General features: G+C 41.8%; 14 protein-coding genes. 9 read left to right on the top strand and 5 right to left on the bottom strand.

Annotation, left to right across the window (positions count from 1 at the left end):
* Positions 1-27 precede the first annotated feature (27 nt).
* The 3 genes from P9989_RS19265 to P9989_RS19255 form a co-directional block, all read right to left on the bottom strand.
* On the bottom strand, positions 28-1,383 hold the full coding sequence (locus P9989_RS19265) for a YjiH family protein (protein WP_283076462.1): 1,356 nt from the start codon (positions 1,381-1,383) through the stop codon (positions 28-30).
* A 111-nt stretch (positions 1,384-1,494) separates the two neighbouring features.
* Positions 1,495-2,370 (bottom strand): fructosamine kinase family protein, encoded by an 876-nt coding sequence (locus tag P9989_RS19260; protein WP_283076461.1) that lies wholly within the window; start codon positions 2,368-2,370, stop codon positions 1,495-1,497.
* A gap of 59 nt (positions 2,371-2,429) precedes the next feature.
* Positions 2,430-3,182, bottom strand: a complete 753-nt coding sequence (locus P9989_RS19255) for a helix-turn-helix domain-containing protein (RefSeq protein WP_283076460.1) — start codon at positions 3,180-3,182, stop codon at positions 2,430-2,432.
* Positions 3,183-3,305: 123 nt separating this feature from the next.
* Between P9989_RS19255 and P9989_RS19250 the strand changes: the two genes are divergently transcribed.
* From P9989_RS19250 to P9989_RS19235, 4 genes are all read left to right on the top strand, one after another.
* Entirely contained in the window at positions 3,306-4,583 is a 1,278-nt protein-coding gene (locus tag P9989_RS19250) for an extracellular solute-binding protein (protein WP_283076459.1), read from the top strand.
* A 110-nt stretch (positions 4,584-4,693) separates the two neighbouring features.
* Entirely contained in the window at positions 4,694-5,908 is a 1,215-nt protein-coding gene (locus P9989_RS19245; RefSeq protein WP_390305109.1) for a carbohydrate ABC transporter permease, read from the top strand.
* 15 nt (positions 5,909-5,923) lie between these two features.
* Positions 5,924-6,769, top strand: a complete 846-nt coding sequence (locus P9989_RS19240) for a carbohydrate ABC transporter permease (protein WP_283076458.1) — start codon at positions 5,924-5,926, stop codon at positions 6,767-6,769.
* A 21-nt stretch (positions 6,770-6,790) separates the two neighbouring features.
* A complete protein-coding gene (locus P9989_RS19235) occupies positions 6,791-9,091 on the top strand; it encodes a glycoside hydrolase family 65 protein (RefSeq protein WP_283076457.1) in 2,301 nt (766 codons plus the stop codon).
* Positions 9,092-9,143: 52 nt separating this feature from the next.
* On the opposite strand, the gene P9989_RS19230 is transcribed toward P9989_RS19235, so the two are convergent.
* Both P9989_RS19230 and P9989_RS19225 read right to left on the bottom strand, forming a co-directional pair.
* The gene (locus tag P9989_RS19230) at positions 9,144-10,037 is read right to left on the bottom strand and encodes a GNAT family N-acetyltransferase (RefSeq protein ID WP_283076456.1); all 894 of its coding nucleotides are present in this window, start codon (positions 10,035-10,037) and stop codon (positions 9,144-9,146) included.
* Between the two features lie 94 nt (positions 10,038-10,131).
* Entirely contained in the window at positions 10,132-12,255 is a 2,124-nt protein-coding gene (locus P9989_RS19225) for an immune inhibitor A domain-containing protein (protein ID WP_283076455.1), read from the bottom strand.
* A 257-nt stretch (positions 12,256-12,512) separates the two neighbouring features.
* Here P9989_RS19225 and P9989_RS19220 point away from each other — a divergent pair, with 257 nt between their 5' ends.
* The 5 genes from P9989_RS19220 (at position 12,513) to P9989_RS19200 (ending at position 17,888) form a co-directional block, all read left to right on the top strand.
* On the top strand, positions 12,513-14,159 hold the full coding sequence (locus P9989_RS19220; protein ID WP_283076454.1) for an ABC1 kinase family protein: 1,647 nt from the start codon (positions 12,513-12,515) through the stop codon (positions 14,157-14,159).
* A 14-nt stretch (positions 14,160-14,173) separates the two neighbouring features.
* Positions 14,174-14,470 carry a phasin family protein gene (locus P9989_RS19215; RefSeq protein ID WP_283076453.1) on the top strand — a complete coding sequence of 99 codons (297 nt, stop codon included), beginning with the start codon at positions 14,174-14,176 and terminating at the stop codon, positions 14,468-14,470.
* Between the two features lie 206 nt (positions 14,471-14,676).
* Positions 14,677-15,372 (top strand): cytochrome c oxidase subunit II, encoded by a 696-nt coding sequence (gene coxB / locus P9989_RS19210; protein WP_283076452.1) that lies wholly within the window; start codon positions 14,677-14,679, stop codon positions 15,370-15,372.
* 30 nt (positions 15,373-15,402) lie between these two features.
* On the top strand, positions 15,403-17,310 hold the full coding sequence (ctaD, locus tag P9989_RS19205; protein ID WP_283076451.1) for a cytochrome c oxidase subunit I: 1,908 nt from the start codon (positions 15,403-15,405) through the stop codon (positions 17,308-17,310).
* On the top strand, positions 17,310-17,888 hold the full coding sequence (locus P9989_RS19200; protein ID WP_283076450.1) for a cytochrome c oxidase subunit 3: 579 nt from the start codon (positions 17,310-17,312) through the stop codon (positions 17,886-17,888). Before ctaD ends, P9989_RS19200 begins: the two co-directional genes overlap by 1 nt.
* Positions 17,889-17,938 lie beyond the last annotated feature (50 nt).

The following is a 17,938-nucleotide window of genomic DNA, read 5'->3' as shown; positions in this document are numbered from 1 at the left end:
TCCTAAGTAGAATAGCGGCATGATTTTTTAAAAGATAAGATGTGCGATTAGCGCAATGATTGGAAGCGTAATGATGGTTCTTAATAAGAAAATGATAAATAAATCTTTAAGATTTACAGGTACTTTAGAGCCTAATAGCAATCCGCCGACCTCTGACATATAAATTAGCTGCGTAACGGATAATGCAGCGATCACAAAGCGAGTCAATTCGCTCTCAATGGATGCACCAATAATGGCAGGTAGAAACATGTCGGCAAACCCTACTAATATAGTTTCAGATGCAGCCTGTGCATAAGGAATTTGCAGCAATTCCAAGATCGGAATGAATGGTACACCGAGCCAAGTGAACACAGGGGTGAACTCTGCAATAATCAGGGCAATGGTACCTAATGCCATGACAATCGGGGCAACGCCCATCCACATATCTAGAATGTTCTGTCCACCTTGTTTGAAAAACTCCTTAACCCCACTGGACTTGCTGCCTCGCTCGACAGCTTGTGTATATCCATAAGTAAAAGCATTATGCTGTTCAGGGATTTCTTCACTAATATCATCGGCCTCTTCTGTAACATATGTGTTCGCTTTACGTGAAAGCGGTGGAATTCTTGGCATGATTAATGCGGCAACAAGTCCTGAGAATCCGACAGTTAAATAAAATGGAATAAACATATCAGCTAAACCAACTTGCTGGATCACAACTAAACTGAATGTAATCGATACAACAGAGAAGGTGGTTCCAATAACAGCCGCTTCTCTTTTCGTATAATAACCTTCTTCATACTGCTTACTCGTTAAGAGTACACCGATAGTTCCGTCCCCTAGCCAAGAGGCCAGACAGTCTATAGAGGAACGTCCGGGCAATTTAAAAACAGGACGCATAATTTTCGTTAATATGACGCCGAAGAGCTCAAGCAGCCCGAAGTTGAGCAGCAATGGCAGAAACAATCCGGCAAATAAGAATACGGCGAATAGCACATGAAGCAGGGAATCTAATAACAATCCACCTGTCACATCAGAAATAATAGCCTCAGGCCCAATTTGGAAATACACCATTATAGCAAAAATCATTCCTAATACACGGGTGACAACCCATACCCCCGGCACATCCAGCAATTGTCTGAAGAAAGGGGTACTGTTCAATTTATCTGGACCTATTAACTTAACTAAGACGGTCCCGATCGCTGTGATTGAAATGATTATCATCATGATCAATGAGAGATAGTTAGCCAGCGCTTCTTGAATCCACGTGGCCAGAATAGCAATAATAATCGTAACACTTTGATCTTCTGCGTTATAAAACGGTACAATAAATAGAAATATACCAAGTAAAGATGGCAGAATAAATTTTAAATGTGATGAAACTTTGAAGTCGCTAGCTTTCATTAAAGTATCGCTCCTGACGAATTGTTATGGGTATAAATATGCAACAAAATAAATTTTAATACAAAAATATGCAATTGCCAATATAAAATTTTACCAATGTTATAGAATGCCCTAGTTTTCCGTATACCTGGCTAAAATTCGATCCACTGGAGGACCGTAGCTTTCACCAAACATATTCAGATGCACGAGAAGATAATAAAGTTGATAAAGCGGTTTCATATCTTCGTACCCATAAGGAAGTGGCATGACTTCCTCGTAAGCTGCATAGAAGGGCGGCGGAAATCCGCCGAATAATTCCGTGAAAGCTAGTTCAAATGCATGATCTCCATACAATATGGAGGGATCGATGAGATAGGGAACGCCTTTTCGTCCAACTAAATAGTTTCCACCCCATAAATCACCGTGCAGAAGGGAAGGAGAAGGATGATGTGGGAGCAGCTGGTCTAAACGACTCAGCAGCTGCTCGAGCCGCTCCCGCCTTTTTAGCGGTAAGGTGTTATGTTCAACAGCCAGTTGAAGTTGTGGTTGCATTCGATCATCCCGATAGTACTCTACCCAGCTGTCCCGCCAATGGTTTTCCTGTGTTAACTCCCCAATGAAAGTCGGCTGATCGAAACCGAAATGGTCGGCTGTATGCTGGTGCAGATTCGCAAGATGGGTCCCAAGTTGTTCCACTGAGCGGGAATTCCCGACTTCCTCTTCAATCCACTCCAAAACGATAAAACCCGTCTCGCCTTTGCCCGGTTGATTGTAGTCATAGACTTTTGGGACGTTTATGGCATCAGTTTGAGCGATTCGATCTAAGCCGAGTGCCTCTATTTTAAAAAAATGAGGCGGCACATTGTTATTTCCTTTTACAAAATATTCACCGTGATGGGTAAGTACATAAAACGCTTCGTTAATATCCCCGCCACTAATTTTTTGGATAGCTTTGATAGCGCTGTGATCACCTAATCGGTAAAGTGAAGTTTGAATAACTTGCTTCATATAACCCCCCTCTCCATACAATAACCCAAAAATTCAAAAGTTGAAATAGTGGAATAATTTCAACTGATCGTCATTCGTCTTGTTTGCTGATCACGATACTGTTTAGGAGTAAGCTTAAAATGTTTTTTGAAGATGGAGGTGTAGTAACTTTGGTTGCAGAATTTAAATAAAGCTGCAATATCAGAGATGGAAGTTGTGGTATGCATGAGAAAATACTTAGATTCCTCCACACGTTTTTCATTAATAAACTGAACAACTGAAACCCCCACGTCCTTTTTAAAAAGGTGTGATAAGTAACACGGACTTACAAAACAGGCTTTAGCGATCTGTTCCAGATCCAGTTCATCAAGAATATGTTCATGAATGTGTGTAACCGCCCGGTTGATGACATGTGAATAAGGCATTTCCTTGACATCTTCGACCATTTGGATGAAGTGGCCGAGCATTTGGAATTCCAGGGTATCTAATTCTTCTGCTGTCGCTCTGCGCTCGATTTCTAAGATGTAAGCGTCACTTAGGTTAAAAGAAGTCTCAGCATCGACCCCGGCACGAATAACGGCTCGCGTAAACAGGGTGCAGGAACAAATTAAAGAATTTTTTAAGGAGCGTAATGGAGTGTGAGCCAGCCTGGGACGTTGGTCCTTATTGATATTTTTTAATAACGTGAAGGCTGTATGTTCATCTGTTTTAATAATGGCTTCCATTAACTGTTGTTCCATCAAGAAGGAGGGGTGAAAATATTCATTACGCCTGTTGTTCATGCGGATTTGTTTGAACTGGTCGATCATATAATGTTTGATAGTACTATCCATGATCAACCCCCAAAGTGTGTAATTTTTTAATACGAATGTAAAGATTTTAATATAATTGTAAGCGATTTCATAATAATATAAAAGTACTAGATAGAAAAAATTATGAAGGAGGTCAGCTGACCCGTGAAAAAAAGGCTTTTATTTTTGATTTTCGTTTCTATGCTTTCGATTTTGGTGATTGGATGTAGTAGTGGGGAAAGTGACAGCTCTAGTGGAGAAACTGATACTGAAGAAGAACAGTCAGGTGAAGAGGAAGCTAGCGGGGAGAAAACAATTATCCATTTTGCTGCACAGAGCGATAGTACTCCAGCAACACAGGCCGCGATTGATACCTTCAACGAACAATCTGACAAATATAAAGTGGAATGGACGCAAATGACAAATGATTCCGCGCAAATGCACGATCAATTATTAACAACACTTTCCAGCGGATCCAGTGAATATGATGTGATTTCCATGGACGTAGTATGGGCTGGAGAATTTGCAGGTGCCGGCTATATCGAGCCCATCGATATTTGGATGGAAGAGGATGGGTTAAGTTATGAGAACTATAATGCTGGTTCCATGACATCAGGTAACTTTAAAGGAAAACAATATACGCTTCCATATTTTCCTGATGTAGGTCTTCTCTATTTCCGAAGTGACATCGTTTCTGAAGAAGATCAGCAAAAGCTTATATCCGGCGATTACACGTACGACGATTTAGCGGCAATGGCAGAGAAGTACATGAACGAAAGCGGAACAGAAAATGGCTTCGTTTATCAGTCGAAGCAGTACGAAGGGTTAACCGTAAATGCTACAGAATTTACGAATCAATTTGAAGGTATTCAAAGCGGACTTGAGACAATGTACGAATTCACAACTTCAGAGTTTGTACCTGATGACATTTTAAATTATACGGAAGCAGAAACTCATACAGCTTTTGAGACAGGTAATTCTGTGTTTGCTCGTAACTGGCCTTACATGTTCGGACGTTTGAAAAACCCCGAGGAAAGCGGCGCTACTGTAACAGCAGATCAAGTTGGGATAGCCCCATTACCTAATGGCGGCGCAGTCGGTGGATGGCTGCTCGGCGTAACGTCAAATTCAAAAAATAAAGAAGGGGCATGGAAATTCGTCAAGTTCTTATCCGGTGAAGAAGGACAGAAGATCATGTCTACACAGGGAGGATATTTACCTGGTTATCAACCATTACTTGAAAATCAGGAAGTTCTCGATTCCAATGAATTGCTAACGTTCCCTGGCTTCCAGGAAGCCCTTAAAGGTACGATTGCCCGACCAGTTTCCGCAGAATATTCCAAAGCATCAAATGAGATTCAAGTAGCTGTACACAAATATTTGAGCTCAGGAGAAGGGTTGGAAGATGCTGTCCAGAGTGTGGATAATGCAATAGGGGAATAGAGCTTTTCACTTGTGAAGAACGAGCTCTGATTCGTCAGGCCATGCTGGCAACTCGTTCAGCATGGCCTATCTTTATGCCAACAAAGTACTTTACAAAGGGGGAATTTACGTTGAAGAAAATGGGCTTTCGCGGATCATTTTTCATCATACCCATTATCATACTCATTGCTGTATTTTCTGTATGGCCGGTTGTTCAATCTTTTACGTACACCTTTTTTGATTATCAATTGAATGATCGCACAAAAGCAGGTCTGTATTTAAATGAACGTTTTAATGTTGAACTATACAATGAATCATCGACCTATGTAAACTTATTCCTCAAGCGTGATATGCCGAACATTACAGATCCGGAAGATGTAGCAAAAGTTGAAAAACTGCTGGCAAGACTTGATCAGCTTGATAAGGAATTTGAAGACAAGTCCGGTGTAGTGAATATTAATGAAGAAGTAAAAAATAAAGTTGAATTGATTTATGAGGATGCCAGGGAACTGGTCGCTGCTTTGAGTGAGAAGTATGAATTACAAACTGAACAGAACTTACCAAAAATCGTCAATGACATAGATCGAAGTATGATTGAATCCAATTTTGTTGGCCTCGAGAATTATAAGAAAGCTTTTCAGGATGACTTTGTTTGGGTTGCTTTAAAAAATACTCTCGTTTTTACGTTTTCCTCTGTAGCTCTTGAGCTGGTGCTCGGTCTCGGGATGGCCATGATTATGAATAAATCGATGCGAGGTCAGGGGTTTATTCGAACTTCCTCTCTTATACCTTGGGCGATCCCGACAGCTGTGGCAGCCCTTATGTGGAGTTATTTATATGACGGAACCGCTGGGATAGTAGCACAAATGTTTGCCTCTATAGGATTGATCAATGAACCCACGGATCTTTTACTGACCTCAGGGGGAGCCATGACGGCAGCGATATTAGCAGATGTGTGGAAAACGACACCGTACATGGCACTGCTATTGCTTGCCGGTCTGCAGACGATCCCAAAATCACTGTATGAAGCAGGAGCCATTGATGGAGCCGATAAAGCACAACAGTTTTTTAGAATTACACTGCCTTTACTAAAGCCGGCCATCCTGGTAGCCCTGTTATTTAGAACCCTCGATGCATTCCGTGTATTTGACCTTATTTACGTATTAACTGGGGGCGGTCCAGGCGGCTCGACAGAAACATTATCTATCTATTCCTACAAAGTCATGTTTGCCCAGACAAACTTTGGTTATGGGTCCGTTATCGTTATGATTATGTTCGTTTGTGTGGCAATTATTGCAACCGTCTATGTGAAAATTCTTGGTGCAAATGTGATGGAAAAAAATTAAGGAAGGTTGATGAACATGGCGAACCGCTCTAGCTCCACATCATCTAAGAAGAAACTGGTTTTCGTATTAATCCTATGCTTTTACCTCGTTGTTGTTGTATTTCCCTTTCTGTGGATTTTAATCACCTCCTTTAAGAGCATAGGTGAAATATTTGGCAATCATCCTTTTCGCATTATCCCGGAGAATCCAACAATTGAGCATTATGCCAATGTCATACTTGAGAGGGGGATCCTGAATGCGGTCTGGAATAGCCTGGTCGTTTCAGGTGTTACGACCATCTATATCGTTTTCGTCGCGACTATGGCCTCCTATGCCATCTCACGGTTTGAGTTTTTCGGGAAAAATCTATTACTAGGTGTTGTCCTGGCTGTATCTATGTTTCCGCAAATGATCGTGATTGGTCCGATTTATAACCTATTTGTAGATCTTGGCTGGACGAACAGCTATGGGATTACGCTACCTTATTCCTCGATCACTCTTCCGCTGGCGGTATGGATTTTAGTGACACACTTTAATCAAATTCCCATCGCTTTAGAAGAATCAGCTAAAATGGATGGCGCCAATCGCTTCCAAACGTTATTTAGAATTGTATTTCCACTGGCGGCACCAGGGGTTTTTACAACAGCTATCATTGTGTTTATTACGGCTTGGAATGAATTTGTGCTCGCTATAACTATTAATTCTGATGCGGCTTACCATACTGTACCTGTTGCAATCTCGTTCTTGCGGACACAATTCGAAATTCTTTGGGGACAGGTGGCTGCTGCTACGATCATCGTCACGATCCCTACACTATTAATCGTCCTATTTTTCCAAAAACGGATTGTCTCTGGATTGACGAGCGGCGGTGTAAAAGAATAAACGAACAAAGGAGAATAATTCATGAACTGGCACATTAAGCGTAATAGATTGAATGTTGAAGAATTAATAAATGAGGAGAGCCTATTCTTTCTGGGAAATGGCTATCTTGGTGTCAGAGGGAACTTTGAAGAAGGCTATCCTGATGAATCCCCGACAATCAGGGGGACGTATATCAATGCATTTCACGATATTATTGATATTCCTTATGGAGAGAAGTTATATGGTTTTCCAGACACCCAGCAGAAAATGTTAAATGTTCAGGATACACAATCGGTTCACATTTATCTAGGCGAGGAGGAGGAGTTGTATACCCTTGAACAGGGTCAGGTTCTTAATTATTCTAGAAAACTATTATTGGATGAAGGAAGCACAGCTCGGGAGATTTATTGGAAATCACCGCTTGGCAAAGAGTTGAATATCCGCTTTGAACGGCTTGTTTCTTTTGTCCATCGTGAACTATTTATGATCAAGTTGACTCTGATACCCGTTAATTTCTCGGGAAAACTGAAGGTCGTTTCGAGCGTTAGTGGGGATGTGGAGAACTACGTGAATGAAGAGGATCCGCGGGTAGCCACGGGCGAGGCAAAGCGTCTCCACCTTAGCAGGTTACTCGTCAATGAAGATGTCGGTTATATAGAAAGTCAGGCCGAGGTGTCCCGCTTACTTGCTGGGTGCATGACAAGGCATTATACGGATGTGAATGCTGAAATGTCGGTGTATAAAGATGATCATTCAAAACAGCTGCTTTTTGAATATGTGTGGGAGGCGGAAGAGTCTGTGCCGGCTTCTCTAACTAAGCGAACTATTTTTGTAGATTCCTTAAGGCATGAAGGAGATTTATATGAAGCGGCTATTCAGCTCCAACAGTCTCTTGAAGATTGGAGGGATGATGAACTTTTTCACAAGCAAAAAGAATATATGGTACAGTTTTGGCGCCATGGAGATGTTCGTGTTGGCGGTGACTTCAAACTTCAGGAAGGATTGCGATTTAACCTTTATCATTTACTGCAATCAGTAGGCAGAGATTCGTACAGCAATATCTCAGCTAAGGGGTTATCTGGAGAAGGTTATGAGGGTCATTACTTCTGGGATACGGAAATTTATATGTTTCCGGTCTTCCTAATGATTGCCCCGGATCTTGCCAGAAAACTATTAATCTATCGCTATTCCATTCTAAGCCATGCGAAGAACCGCGCTGCTGAGATGGGACATCAGCAAGGGGCTCTTTTTCCATGGCGAACGATCAGTGGTAAGGAGTGTTCCTCTTACTTTCCAGCAGGGACGGCACAGTACCACATAAGTGCTGACATTGCCTATAGTTATATTCAATATTATCAAGCCACCGGGGACACAGACTTTTTATTGGATTATGGTGTCGAGCTGCTAGTAGAAACAGCCAGGCTTTGGATGGATGTTGGTCATTTAAACAAAAATGGGTTCTCGATCAATAATGTCACAGGTCCTGATGAATACACGGCAATCGTGAATAATAATTATTATACAAACGTGATGGCCAAGCATAATTTAATATGGGCAGTAAAAGCGTATCAACTTGCCAAAAGAAAAAATTCAAAGAGGGTGAAGGACCTTGCTGAGACCTTATGTCTTACTAAGGAAGAACTTGAGGAATTTAAACAAGCTGCTGTTACTATGAATTTGCCTTATGATAGCCAATTTGGCATAAATCCTCAAGATGACACCTTTTTAAATAAGGCTGTATGGGATATGAAAAATACACCAGCCGACGAATTTCCTTTGCTGCTTCATTTCCATCCACTAACTCTTTATCGTTATCAAGTGTGTAAACAGGCTGATACTGTGCTGGCTCATTTTTTGCTTGAAGATGAACAGGACTTTGAAACGATACGGAATTCATATAACTACTATGAAAAGATCACCACACATGATTCATCACTCTCAACGTGTGTATTCAGTATGATGGCCGCTAAGCTTGGTGACCTTGAAAAAGCTTTCCATTATTTTGGGGACTCTGCTCGACTAGACCTGGATAACATGCATGGTAATACGAAGGACGGGCTTCACATGGCTAATATGGCAGGGAGTTTTATGGCGATTGTATTTGGATTTGCCGGGCTACGTATCAAAGAAAATGGATTGCATTTTACCCCGAAACTTCCTGAGCAGTGGAGTGATTACTCATTCCATGTTCATGGACAGGGGCAGCTCATTTCCGCCTGTGTTACATCACAGTATATGAGGCTGAAATTGATCGATGCTAACCGCCCTGTAGAGGTGCATGTGAATGGTTTGCACTATCGCATAAAACCAGATGAGACGTTAAAAGTTTTCCTGGCAGATTAAGCATAAAAATCCAGAGCATCTAGGAATAAGATGCTCTGGATTTTTTATGGATTTAATGGAAGAGTGGAGGCACATTCAAGTCACTAAGATTTTTCTCAAAAGCATAGATCGTGTTGATTTCTCTGAACCCTAACTGCTGATAAAGTTGTTCGGCCTGCGTGTTTTGGTTGCGGACTGAGAGGGTCACTGTTTTGACGCCATATACGTAGAAGGCATATTGTAAGGCATGCTCAATTAACAACGTGCCAATCCCTTTCCCACGGTCATCTGGCTGGACATTTACAAAACAAATCTCTCCCTCATCAGCTGTAATGGTTTCATAATAAAGGTAGCTGATCAGCTTGCCATCTTCGACATATCCAAAGAGTTTATTCTCTTCCTGTTTAGCCAGCTCGACCATTTCTTCTGTTGTATAGTAAGCCCCTGCTGGATGAAGGTCACGAAGCGAAGAAAGATGATCGCTCGTCAGCTCGGAAATATGCGGGCTTTTTTCATTTGAAGGGGAGAAGTGCGACTGGTGCAGAGCTAGCGTTTTTTCTATGTTATAGAGTGAAAACTCATGACGCTCCGCAAAGGTAACCAATGGCTCGTTTGTTTTAAAGCACGCTACTTTTACGAGATCGAAATGCATCTTGAGTGTGAGGGTCGCCTTCTCCCACAGTCGTTCAATCACCTCGGAATCTTCCCGGGTGGTAAAAGGGCCAAGTAATCGGGACAACTTTTGATCGAAGAAGGGGAGGATTCCGATAAATCCAATGATCTTATCCTGTTCCCAAGCCACATAGGCAAGGGGTTCCTCGAATTGTGTCAACGTCCAAATCTGTTCAAATATTTCATTGGGATCTGAAGCAAGCCAGGCGACATAATGTTTATCTTGTTCGTTCATAGAGTGGAGCCATCGTGCAACAGTATGTAGTTCTTTAACTTCCAGTTCTCGAATCTGCATATGTTCACCTTATTTCCTGTTTACTCAAATCATGCCATATAAATGAATAAAAACCAACCAGTAGACCTACTGGTTGGTTTGTAGTTTAGCGGGATTAATGTTTTTTAGGACCTTTCCCATTGTTCTCCTTGAATTCAACTTCATATTCGAACGGAACAGGAATTGTGCTGTCCTGTGGTGCAGCATAATACGTGGTCATATATGTTTTGCCTTTTCTGAAGGCTTGTTGAAGCTCTAAAGCTTCCTTATCCGTAATGTTGAATGGATCGACTTCAATGACCTGGTATTTGCCGTTATTTTTCTCTTTAATGAATGTAACGCCATAGTTCACATATTTTTCTTTCAATTGAGCTTCTGACATGAAATCGCCAGTACTTGTGCCATCGAAACTTAAACCAATTTCAGGAATGGCGATGTCATCGATAAACCATCCAGACTGACTAGTTCCCCAGTCTGTTAAGTAGCGGAAGGAAATCAATACTTCCTCACCAGCATATTCAGAAAGGTCAAACGACTCTTCTTTAAACTCCGTATATGTGCCGGTGAAACCAGGCAAGTTTTCCTTAATGGTCGGGTATCCCTGTTCGACAACATCTGAACGCGTATTTTCATTTGCAAGGGAAGTCCAAGTCTCGCCGCCGTCTGTAGAAACCTGTACGACACCGAAATCCCATTGTTCTTCAATATCAATATAGTTATCAAAAGTTAATGTAGCATCATCCACATTCGTCAAGTCAGCTTCGAAGATCATTTTATTATCGAGCTCATCACCTTTGCCAGCCCAATATACCTGATCATCACTGCCGAGGGGATCCTGGACAGTCTCCCATTGAAGTGGAAGGAAGTCCACTCCATTAAACGTGAAGTTCTCAACATTTTGGTTTGGAGCAAAGTTGAATTCTTTGAAATCTGTACCCCATGCCGGTACTCCATCTTTCTCGTAAGTCTTAGCTTTTTCAAAATTCACTGTAAAGCCGCGCTCACTCCCGTCTTCCACAGGCAATTTACGAAGATCGATGTTTTCAAAGCCGTATTTACCGCCTTTCCACTTGTCATCATCAACGACTAATGCAGTGGAGAAGTCCTGGTAAACCTCATTGAAGGTAACATCTAGGCCAAAGTCTTTATAGGCTTGTTTATAGCTAGATATACTGGTGTTACCATCTGTAGCTACATGACGAATAAATTCTTGGCCGAACCTTTCATAGTTATAAAGGGTAAACAGTTGCACTAGACCATAGTCAGCAATGGTCTCAGGTCCTGTAGCAGCATTAACGTGTTCATCCCAATTGGTTAAAGAGTTTTCAGGGTGATCAAGCAGGAAGTTGATGGATCCTGAATCAAGGCCATATCCGCCAAGGTACTCGGAGAAAGTAGACATACCCTCGTTTAGCCATGTTGTTTCATCACTGTCATTGTCAGCGTGAATTAAATGCTGTAGCTCATGGATGGTTGTTCCGAAAAATGTACTCTCTAAACGCTCTTCCCAATCGGCAGAGTCAATAGAAATAATGTTTCGGTCTGTATAGTTTTCAAGTGTTTGCCAGAAGAAACCGGCTACGAAAAAAGGATACTCAGAGTTCTCGTAGTTTTCATCCGGTATGTTGCTGACATGAATCATCACCTTGTCGCCATCACCTTTATAATATCCTTCAGGAACAAGACCCAAATCCTCAAGTTGAGCATCTGTTCCGTCAAGTGAATCAGGCATGCCAAAGAATTCGGTTGCTACCGGATAAATGTTAGAGTCAAATTCAGCTGCCATCTTGTCTACTTGCTCCTGTGTCACTACATGCGGGTCACGTGGATCACCTTGCTCAAATGAAAGGTCATTAGCAACCCAAACTTCTACGTGTTCGCCGACACTACGTAAAGTGAATGTCTGAAACTCCAAGTTACGGTTAAGAAATTGCTTTGTACCTCCATCGTATGTAAAGTAAGGGCTGTCAGCTTCGGCAGTTCCAGCTGGTCCCTCTGAGTTAAACTCAGTCTCTTTAGCAGCTTCTTTAATTTTTTCAGCCGCTTTATTTTGAAATTCTTCACTTTGAGATTTTTGCTCTAGTTTTCCATCAATATCAATGCGATCACCATATCGCTCAACGTTCCAGTTGCTGTAATCTGTGCTCGAATCAGATTGTGCGCTTACACCTGATGCTGCAGGAGCAAGCAATGAAAGTGATAATGCACCGATCGCCAGTAAAGATGTGATCTTCTTCATGTAGAAGTACCTCCCCAAATTATTTTTTCCCCTTAGAATCACTCTCTATTATAAAGCTGGGATCACCAATATTCAAAAAATTTAGAATAGTAAAATTGATGTGTTTTTCCGACAAAGATGTCGATAACACCCGTCAAAAGTCCTTGAGCGAGTCGGGAATTGTTCTTTTATGTCGCATGATTTCACCTATGAATGTTGATTCGAATTATAGCATTTAGGGTAAAGTAAAAGGAGAATTCTATAAAAGGAGGAGGGAAATGGGCAGCCGACTTAAATACATATCAGTTTACCGGATTACGGTCATCGTCTGGATGGCTGTAAAGTTTCTGTTGCAAATCTTCTGGTTTCAAAAAAGACACCGAATTTGGGATCAGGTTACGAAGCGGAAGTGGAAGGAACTACTTAAGAAACAGGCTCAAGAATATCGGGAAACTGCTATACGGCTTGGCGGCTTATTGATTAAATTTGGACAGTTTCTCAGTTCAAGAGCCGACCTGCTCCCGCGCTCTTTTATAAGAGAGCTGGAAGGGTTGGTTGACCGGGTAGAGCCGGTTCCATTTCACTATTCCAAAAAGATTTTGGAAGAAGAGTGGGGCTGCTCGATTTATCAGCAGCTTAAATCTCTTCATGAATCTCCTGTTGCTTCAGCCTCTATAGGTGATGTCTACCATGGAACATTGCATAATGGTGCATCGGTGGCCGTCAAAGTACAGCGCTATCGTGTGCGAGAAATTTTTAACGTTGATTTCAAAGCGCTGAGGATAGTGTTTTTTATTATAGGAAAGTTCACAAGGTATGGGAAAAAGGCTGATTTGCCAGCTTTGTATAAAGAAGTAGTTACTGTTATTACAAATGAACTGGATTTCAGACTGGAACTTGATAACGGTCATCGTTTTAAAAGAAGATTCAAAGACTTTCCTTATGTCTATACACCTTACTACTATCAAGAGATGTCTACCGAACGTGTTCTTACGATGGAGTGGATTGAAGGGGCGAAAATTACTGACTTGTCGTTTATGAAAAAACATGGGATCAAGCCTGAAAAAGTAGCTAAAACATTGTTTGATTTATGTGTCGAACAGTTTTTGTTTTCCGGCATGTTTCATTCCGACCCCCATTCAGGTAACTTGTTGATACGTCCTGATGGAACAATGGTAGTGATTGACTTTGGGATGGTCGGTGAGGTGAAAAAAACAGATGCAGATTCAATCCGGTCCATGGTTCAGGGTTTCATACTGGAGGATTATGATCGTGTTGTTGGGGCATTAATTGAAATGGATTTTTTATTAGCAGAAGCAGATATTGATCGTGTAAAGAAAATCATTAAACAAACCACAGATTTATATTTAGACGGTGGTTTCGGACAATTGGATGCCAACAAAACGAATGACATTATGGATGAATTGCAGGTCTTCATCAAACAGCAGCCGATTCAACTTCCAGCGGACTATGCCTTTTTGGGAAGGGCGGCATCGATTGTTGTAGGGGTCTTAACAACGATTCATCCTCAAGTTGACTTAATTGACTGGGGCAGACCGGTCATTAAACGGTGGATGTCGGGTACAGATTCTCATACATCTTTTTATAAAGAAATCATAAGAGAATCAGCAAAACCGCTTCTCTCATTACCGCGCGCCCTTATTCAGTTCTTAGAAGACGGCAATAAACAAAGAGAGTGGCAGCGTTCTAGACTACAAAAGAAATTCTTTCATCAGTTTTACTTGTTGTATGGGCTGCTAGCTTTTTTAGTCATGTCAGCGGGTTCAGGGACGGTTATTTACGCTTTTGTCGGAAACTACAGCCTTTTGTTACTATTGGGCATAGTTGTTGGAGGAATAGGACTATTCGGAATGCTTGTTGTTACAGTGAGTCACTTTCGTATGATTAAGAATACTAAATATTAAAGGAGGTTTTGCAAATGAGGGAATTGTTGAAGCAAGGATTCTACCTTGGGCTGGGTGCTGCTGCGAGTGGAAAGGAAAAATTCGAATCCGTTGTAAATGATATGGCTGCCAGAGGCGATGTCTCCCCATCAGAGGCGAAGGATATGTTGAACTCCTGGGTGTCTAAAGGAGAGCAGGTGAATAGTGAGTGGAATGAACGCTCACAGGCTAAAGCAAAGGAGCAGATAAAGAAAATGGGATTTGTACCCAGGGAAGAATATGAAAGGTTAGAGGAAAGGGTTAAAATTTTGGAGAATCAAATAAACACATAAAGATCGCAGTCCCACTTTTAGCAGTCGCTAGAAGTGGACTTTTTTTGTCTAGTAAGCTTGAACTTACATGGATGACGACTTGAAATACAACCATCTTTTTTTTGCAGCACGTTTTAAGTGTCAGAGAAGAGGATATGTACTTGTAAATCCCTTAGTAGAAAAACGGGTCGTGCAGTACACTAAATTATAGAAAAGGTTGGAGTGGTATGAAAAAACTATTGCCCTTATTCACATTAGTTTTGCTGAGCGGATGTAGTCTTCGAGTAATGGATCCTGCAAGTAATTCAGCAGAAAAAATAACTGACCTTATTTACCTAAGCTTTGCGATTATGATGCTCGTACTGGCGGTCGTGTTTATTTTGTTTGTGTTATTCATTAGAAAGTATAAAGAAAGACCGGAAACATCTGATAAGATTCCCGAGGAAAAAAAGGAAAACAAACTCTTAGAGGTAACCTGGACCGTTATCCCTTTTATTTTGTTAGCGATTTTAGCGGTGCCTACGGTCAAAGCTACATATGATATCACCTCTACGATTGCTGGCTCAGGTGATGATATAGCGAAGGAAGCAGTAGTGGTGGATGTCAAAGCAGAACAGTTTCGCTGGAAATTCACTTATGAGAATGGGAAAAAAACGATGGACGAACTCGTTTTACCTAAGGATCAAAAAGTTACCCTTCGCTTAAACTCTAGTGATGTTATTCATTCTTTTTGGGTTCCTAGATTGGCCGGGAAAATGGATGTGAGACCCAATAAAGAAAATAGACTTTCGTTTGTACCGCAAGTTACGGGAACCTTTCAAGGGAAATGCGCTGAGTTCTGTGGCGCTGGACATGCAAACATGAGGTTTGAAACGAAAGTTGTGACTCAGGAAGAATTTGAGAACTGGTTAGCAACAGAATGATATCCCAAGAGATAGGCAGGTGGACAAACTATGAATTTACCATCAATTGGTCAAATTCCTTCTGATGTTGTAGCAGCTTGGATATTTACAATAATTGTTGGCATTGTTTTGCTTTCGTGGCTGACAAAGGCAAAAAAATGGCCTGTTGTATTTGAATATATGAGAACAACACACCATCGTAAAATTGGCACCATGTACATTTTATTTGCCATCATCTTTTTCTTTAGAGCAGGAATGGATGCCATGTTTATTCGTACCCAACTAGCTGTACCAAACAACGATTTCTGGGTCTTCCAGGGTGATAAGTATAATGAAGTGTTCACGACCCATGGAACCATTATGATCTTTTTTGTGGCGATGCCATTATTAATAGGTCTGATGAACGTCGCTGTACCACTGCAAATAGGTGCAAATGATTTAGCATTTCCTTATTTAAATGCTATTAGCTTTTGGTTTTTCCTTGCGGGCGGGATTATCTTTAACATGTCGTTCTTCATGAATGCCGCTCCCAATACAGGGTGGACAGCTTATGCACCGCTATCAACGGATACTTATACACCGGGTCCCAACATTAACTATTACATATTGGGGTTACAGGTCTCGGGGCTTGGGACAATCTTTACAGCCATCAACATGATCGTAACGGTCATTCGGCTGCGAGCACCAGGACTGAAATTATCAAGGATGCCGCTGTTCCCATGGTCTACCCTTATCACTTCATCGCTGATTCTGGTAGCCTTTCCCGTTTTAACGATTGCTTTATTTCTGTTAATGTTTGATCGGTTTTACGGGACCTCCTTCTTCACTGGGGAGATCGGATCACCGGTTTATTGGCAGCACCTATTCTGGATTTTCGGCCATCCGGAAGTTTATATTCTTATACTCCCTGCATTTGGAATATTTTCTGATGTAATTTCGAATTTTTCCAGGAAAAGAGTGTATGGCTATACATCTATGGTGATTGCGCTGGCCCTGATCGGGCTGCTCGGTTTCATGGTATGGGCTCACCACATGTTTACGGTTGGAATGGGGCCATTGGCGAATTCTGTTTTTGCCATTACGACCATGTTGATAGCTATTCCCACCGGGGTCAAAGTATTTAACTGGTTATTTACCATGCGTGGCGGTGTCATTCGTATGAAAACTCCGATGTTATTTTCCTTAGGCTTTATCCCGACATTTGTTATGGGCGGGGTCACAGGAGTTATGCTTGCTGTAGCGGCGGCGGATTACCAGTACCATGATTCCTACTTCGTTGTAGCCCACTTTCATTACACAATGGTTGGCGGGACGATTTTAGGCGCTTTTGCAGGCATCTATTACTGGTATCCGAAAATGACAGGGAAAGTACTTGATGATAAGCTTGGCCGCTGGCACTTCTGGTTGTTTCTGATTGGCTTTCACCTTACATTCCTGCCTCAGCATTTTGCAGGATTAAATGGGATGCCGCGCCGCGTGTACACATACTCATGGGCGGATAATGTATTTATTTTCAATGCCATAAGTACCGTCGGCGCCTACTTGATGGGGATTAGTATGCTGTTTGTCATCTGGAACCTTTATAAGACCCATCGTTACGGAAAAAAAGCAGACGGAGACCCTTGGGATGGAAGGACACTAGATTGGTCAGTTGCCTCCCCAGCCCCAGAACATCCTTTTAACCCGATGCCCAAAGTGAAACGTATGGATGAGTTCTGGTACTGCAAAATCAAGAATAAGAAACTTGAATATGCAGATGATCCAAGACCTTCCCCGATCTCTGTTGAAACCTACCAGCCCATTATGCTGGCTGGGGTTATGATGGCATTAAGTATTGCTTTTATATATCACTGGGTCTGGCTGCAGGTTATCTTTGGAATAGGGGCACTAGCCTTCTTAGTTATCCGATCGTTAACAGATGAACGCAGACAGGCATATCGAGAGGAGGAGAAACCATAATGAATCAGACAGTATCACGTGAGCTATTCGGTGATAAGCGCTTAGGTTTCTACATTTATTTAGGAGTAGAGGCTGTTATGTTCGCAACGTTGTTTGCTACTTACATTATTTTTACTCCTCCTGAAAAGGGGGTCACCCCAACAGAAGCGTTTGACTTACGGTCTGTGATCATGACTTCAGCCTTCTTGCTGCCCAGTAGTGCAACTTTGCTGATTGCAGAAAAAGGGCTGAAGGATGCCAGCCGGATGAAGGTCTGGATTGGGCTGATCACAACGTTTCTGCTTGGTGCTGTGTTCCTCGGACTTGAGGTGCATGAATTCTATAAATATGCAGTCCACGAAGGGTACACAATTTCAGTGAATAACTTTATGGCTTCCTTTTATACGTTAGTCGGTCTGCATGCATCCCACGTAGCCTTTGGCCTCGGCTGGATGCTCTTGCTGATGCTTCAGTTAAAGCGGAATATTCCATCAGCTTTGTTCAATGAAAAGCAAAGAATCTTCAATTACTATTGGCACTTTGTTGATTTTATTTGGGTGATGATTATCATCTTTGTCTATTCACCTTACGTATTCTAGCGAAAAAACGACTAGCCAGGCGTAGAATTCCTTTGCAAAAGGTCCATTTT

The organism is Halobacillus naozhouensis (assembly GCF_029714185.1).
Lineage (GTDB): Bacteria > Bacillota > Bacilli > Bacillales > Halobacillaceae > Halobacillus_A > Halobacillus_A naozhouensis.
Note: the sequence above shows the minus strand (reverse complement) of the source record. Positions and strands in the feature narration are given on the sequence as shown.

Coding starts and splice junctions, on each gene's coding strand:
- P9989_RS19265 (WP_283076462.1), bottom strand. CDS start 1,383: ATGAAAGCTAGCGACTTCAAAGTTTCATCACATTTAAAATTTATTCTG.
- P9989_RS19260 (WP_283076461.1), bottom strand. CDS start 2,370: ATGAAGCAAGTTATTCAAACTTCACTTTACCGATTAGGTGATCACAGC.
- P9989_RS19255 (WP_283076460.1), bottom strand. CDS start 3,182: ATGGATAGTACTATCAAACATTATATGATCGACCAGTTCAAACAAATC.
- P9989_RS19240 (WP_283076458.1), top strand. CDS start 5,924: ATGGCGAACCGCTCTAGCTCCACATCATCTAAGAAGAAACTGGTTTTC.
- P9989_RS19235 (WP_283076457.1), top strand. CDS start 6,791: ATGAACTGGCACATTAAGCGTAATAGATTGAATGTTGAAGAATTAATA.
- P9989_RS19230 (WP_283076456.1), bottom strand. CDS start 10,037: ATGCAGATTCGAGAACTGGAAGTTAAAGAACTACATACTGTTGCACGA.
- P9989_RS19225 (WP_283076455.1), bottom strand. CDS start 12,255: ATGAAGAAGATCACATCTTTACTGGCGATCGGTGCATTATCACTTTCA.
- P9989_RS19220 (WP_283076454.1), top strand. CDS start 12,513: ATGGGCAGCCGACTTAAATACATATCAGTTTACCGGATTACGGTCATC.
- P9989_RS19215 (WP_283076453.1), top strand. CDS start 14,174: ATGAGGGAATTGTTGAAGCAAGGATTCTACCTTGGGCTGGGTGCTGCT.
- coxB (WP_283076452.1), top strand. CDS start 14,677: ATGAAAAAACTATTGCCCTTATTCACATTAGTTTTGCTGAGCGGATGT.
- ctaD (WP_283076451.1), top strand. CDS start 15,403: ATGAATTTACCATCAATTGGTCAAATTCCTTCTGATGTTGTAGCAGCT.
- P9989_RS19200 (WP_283076450.1), top strand. CDS start 17,310: ATGAATCAGACAGTATCACGTGAGCTATTCGGTGATAAGCGCTTAGGT.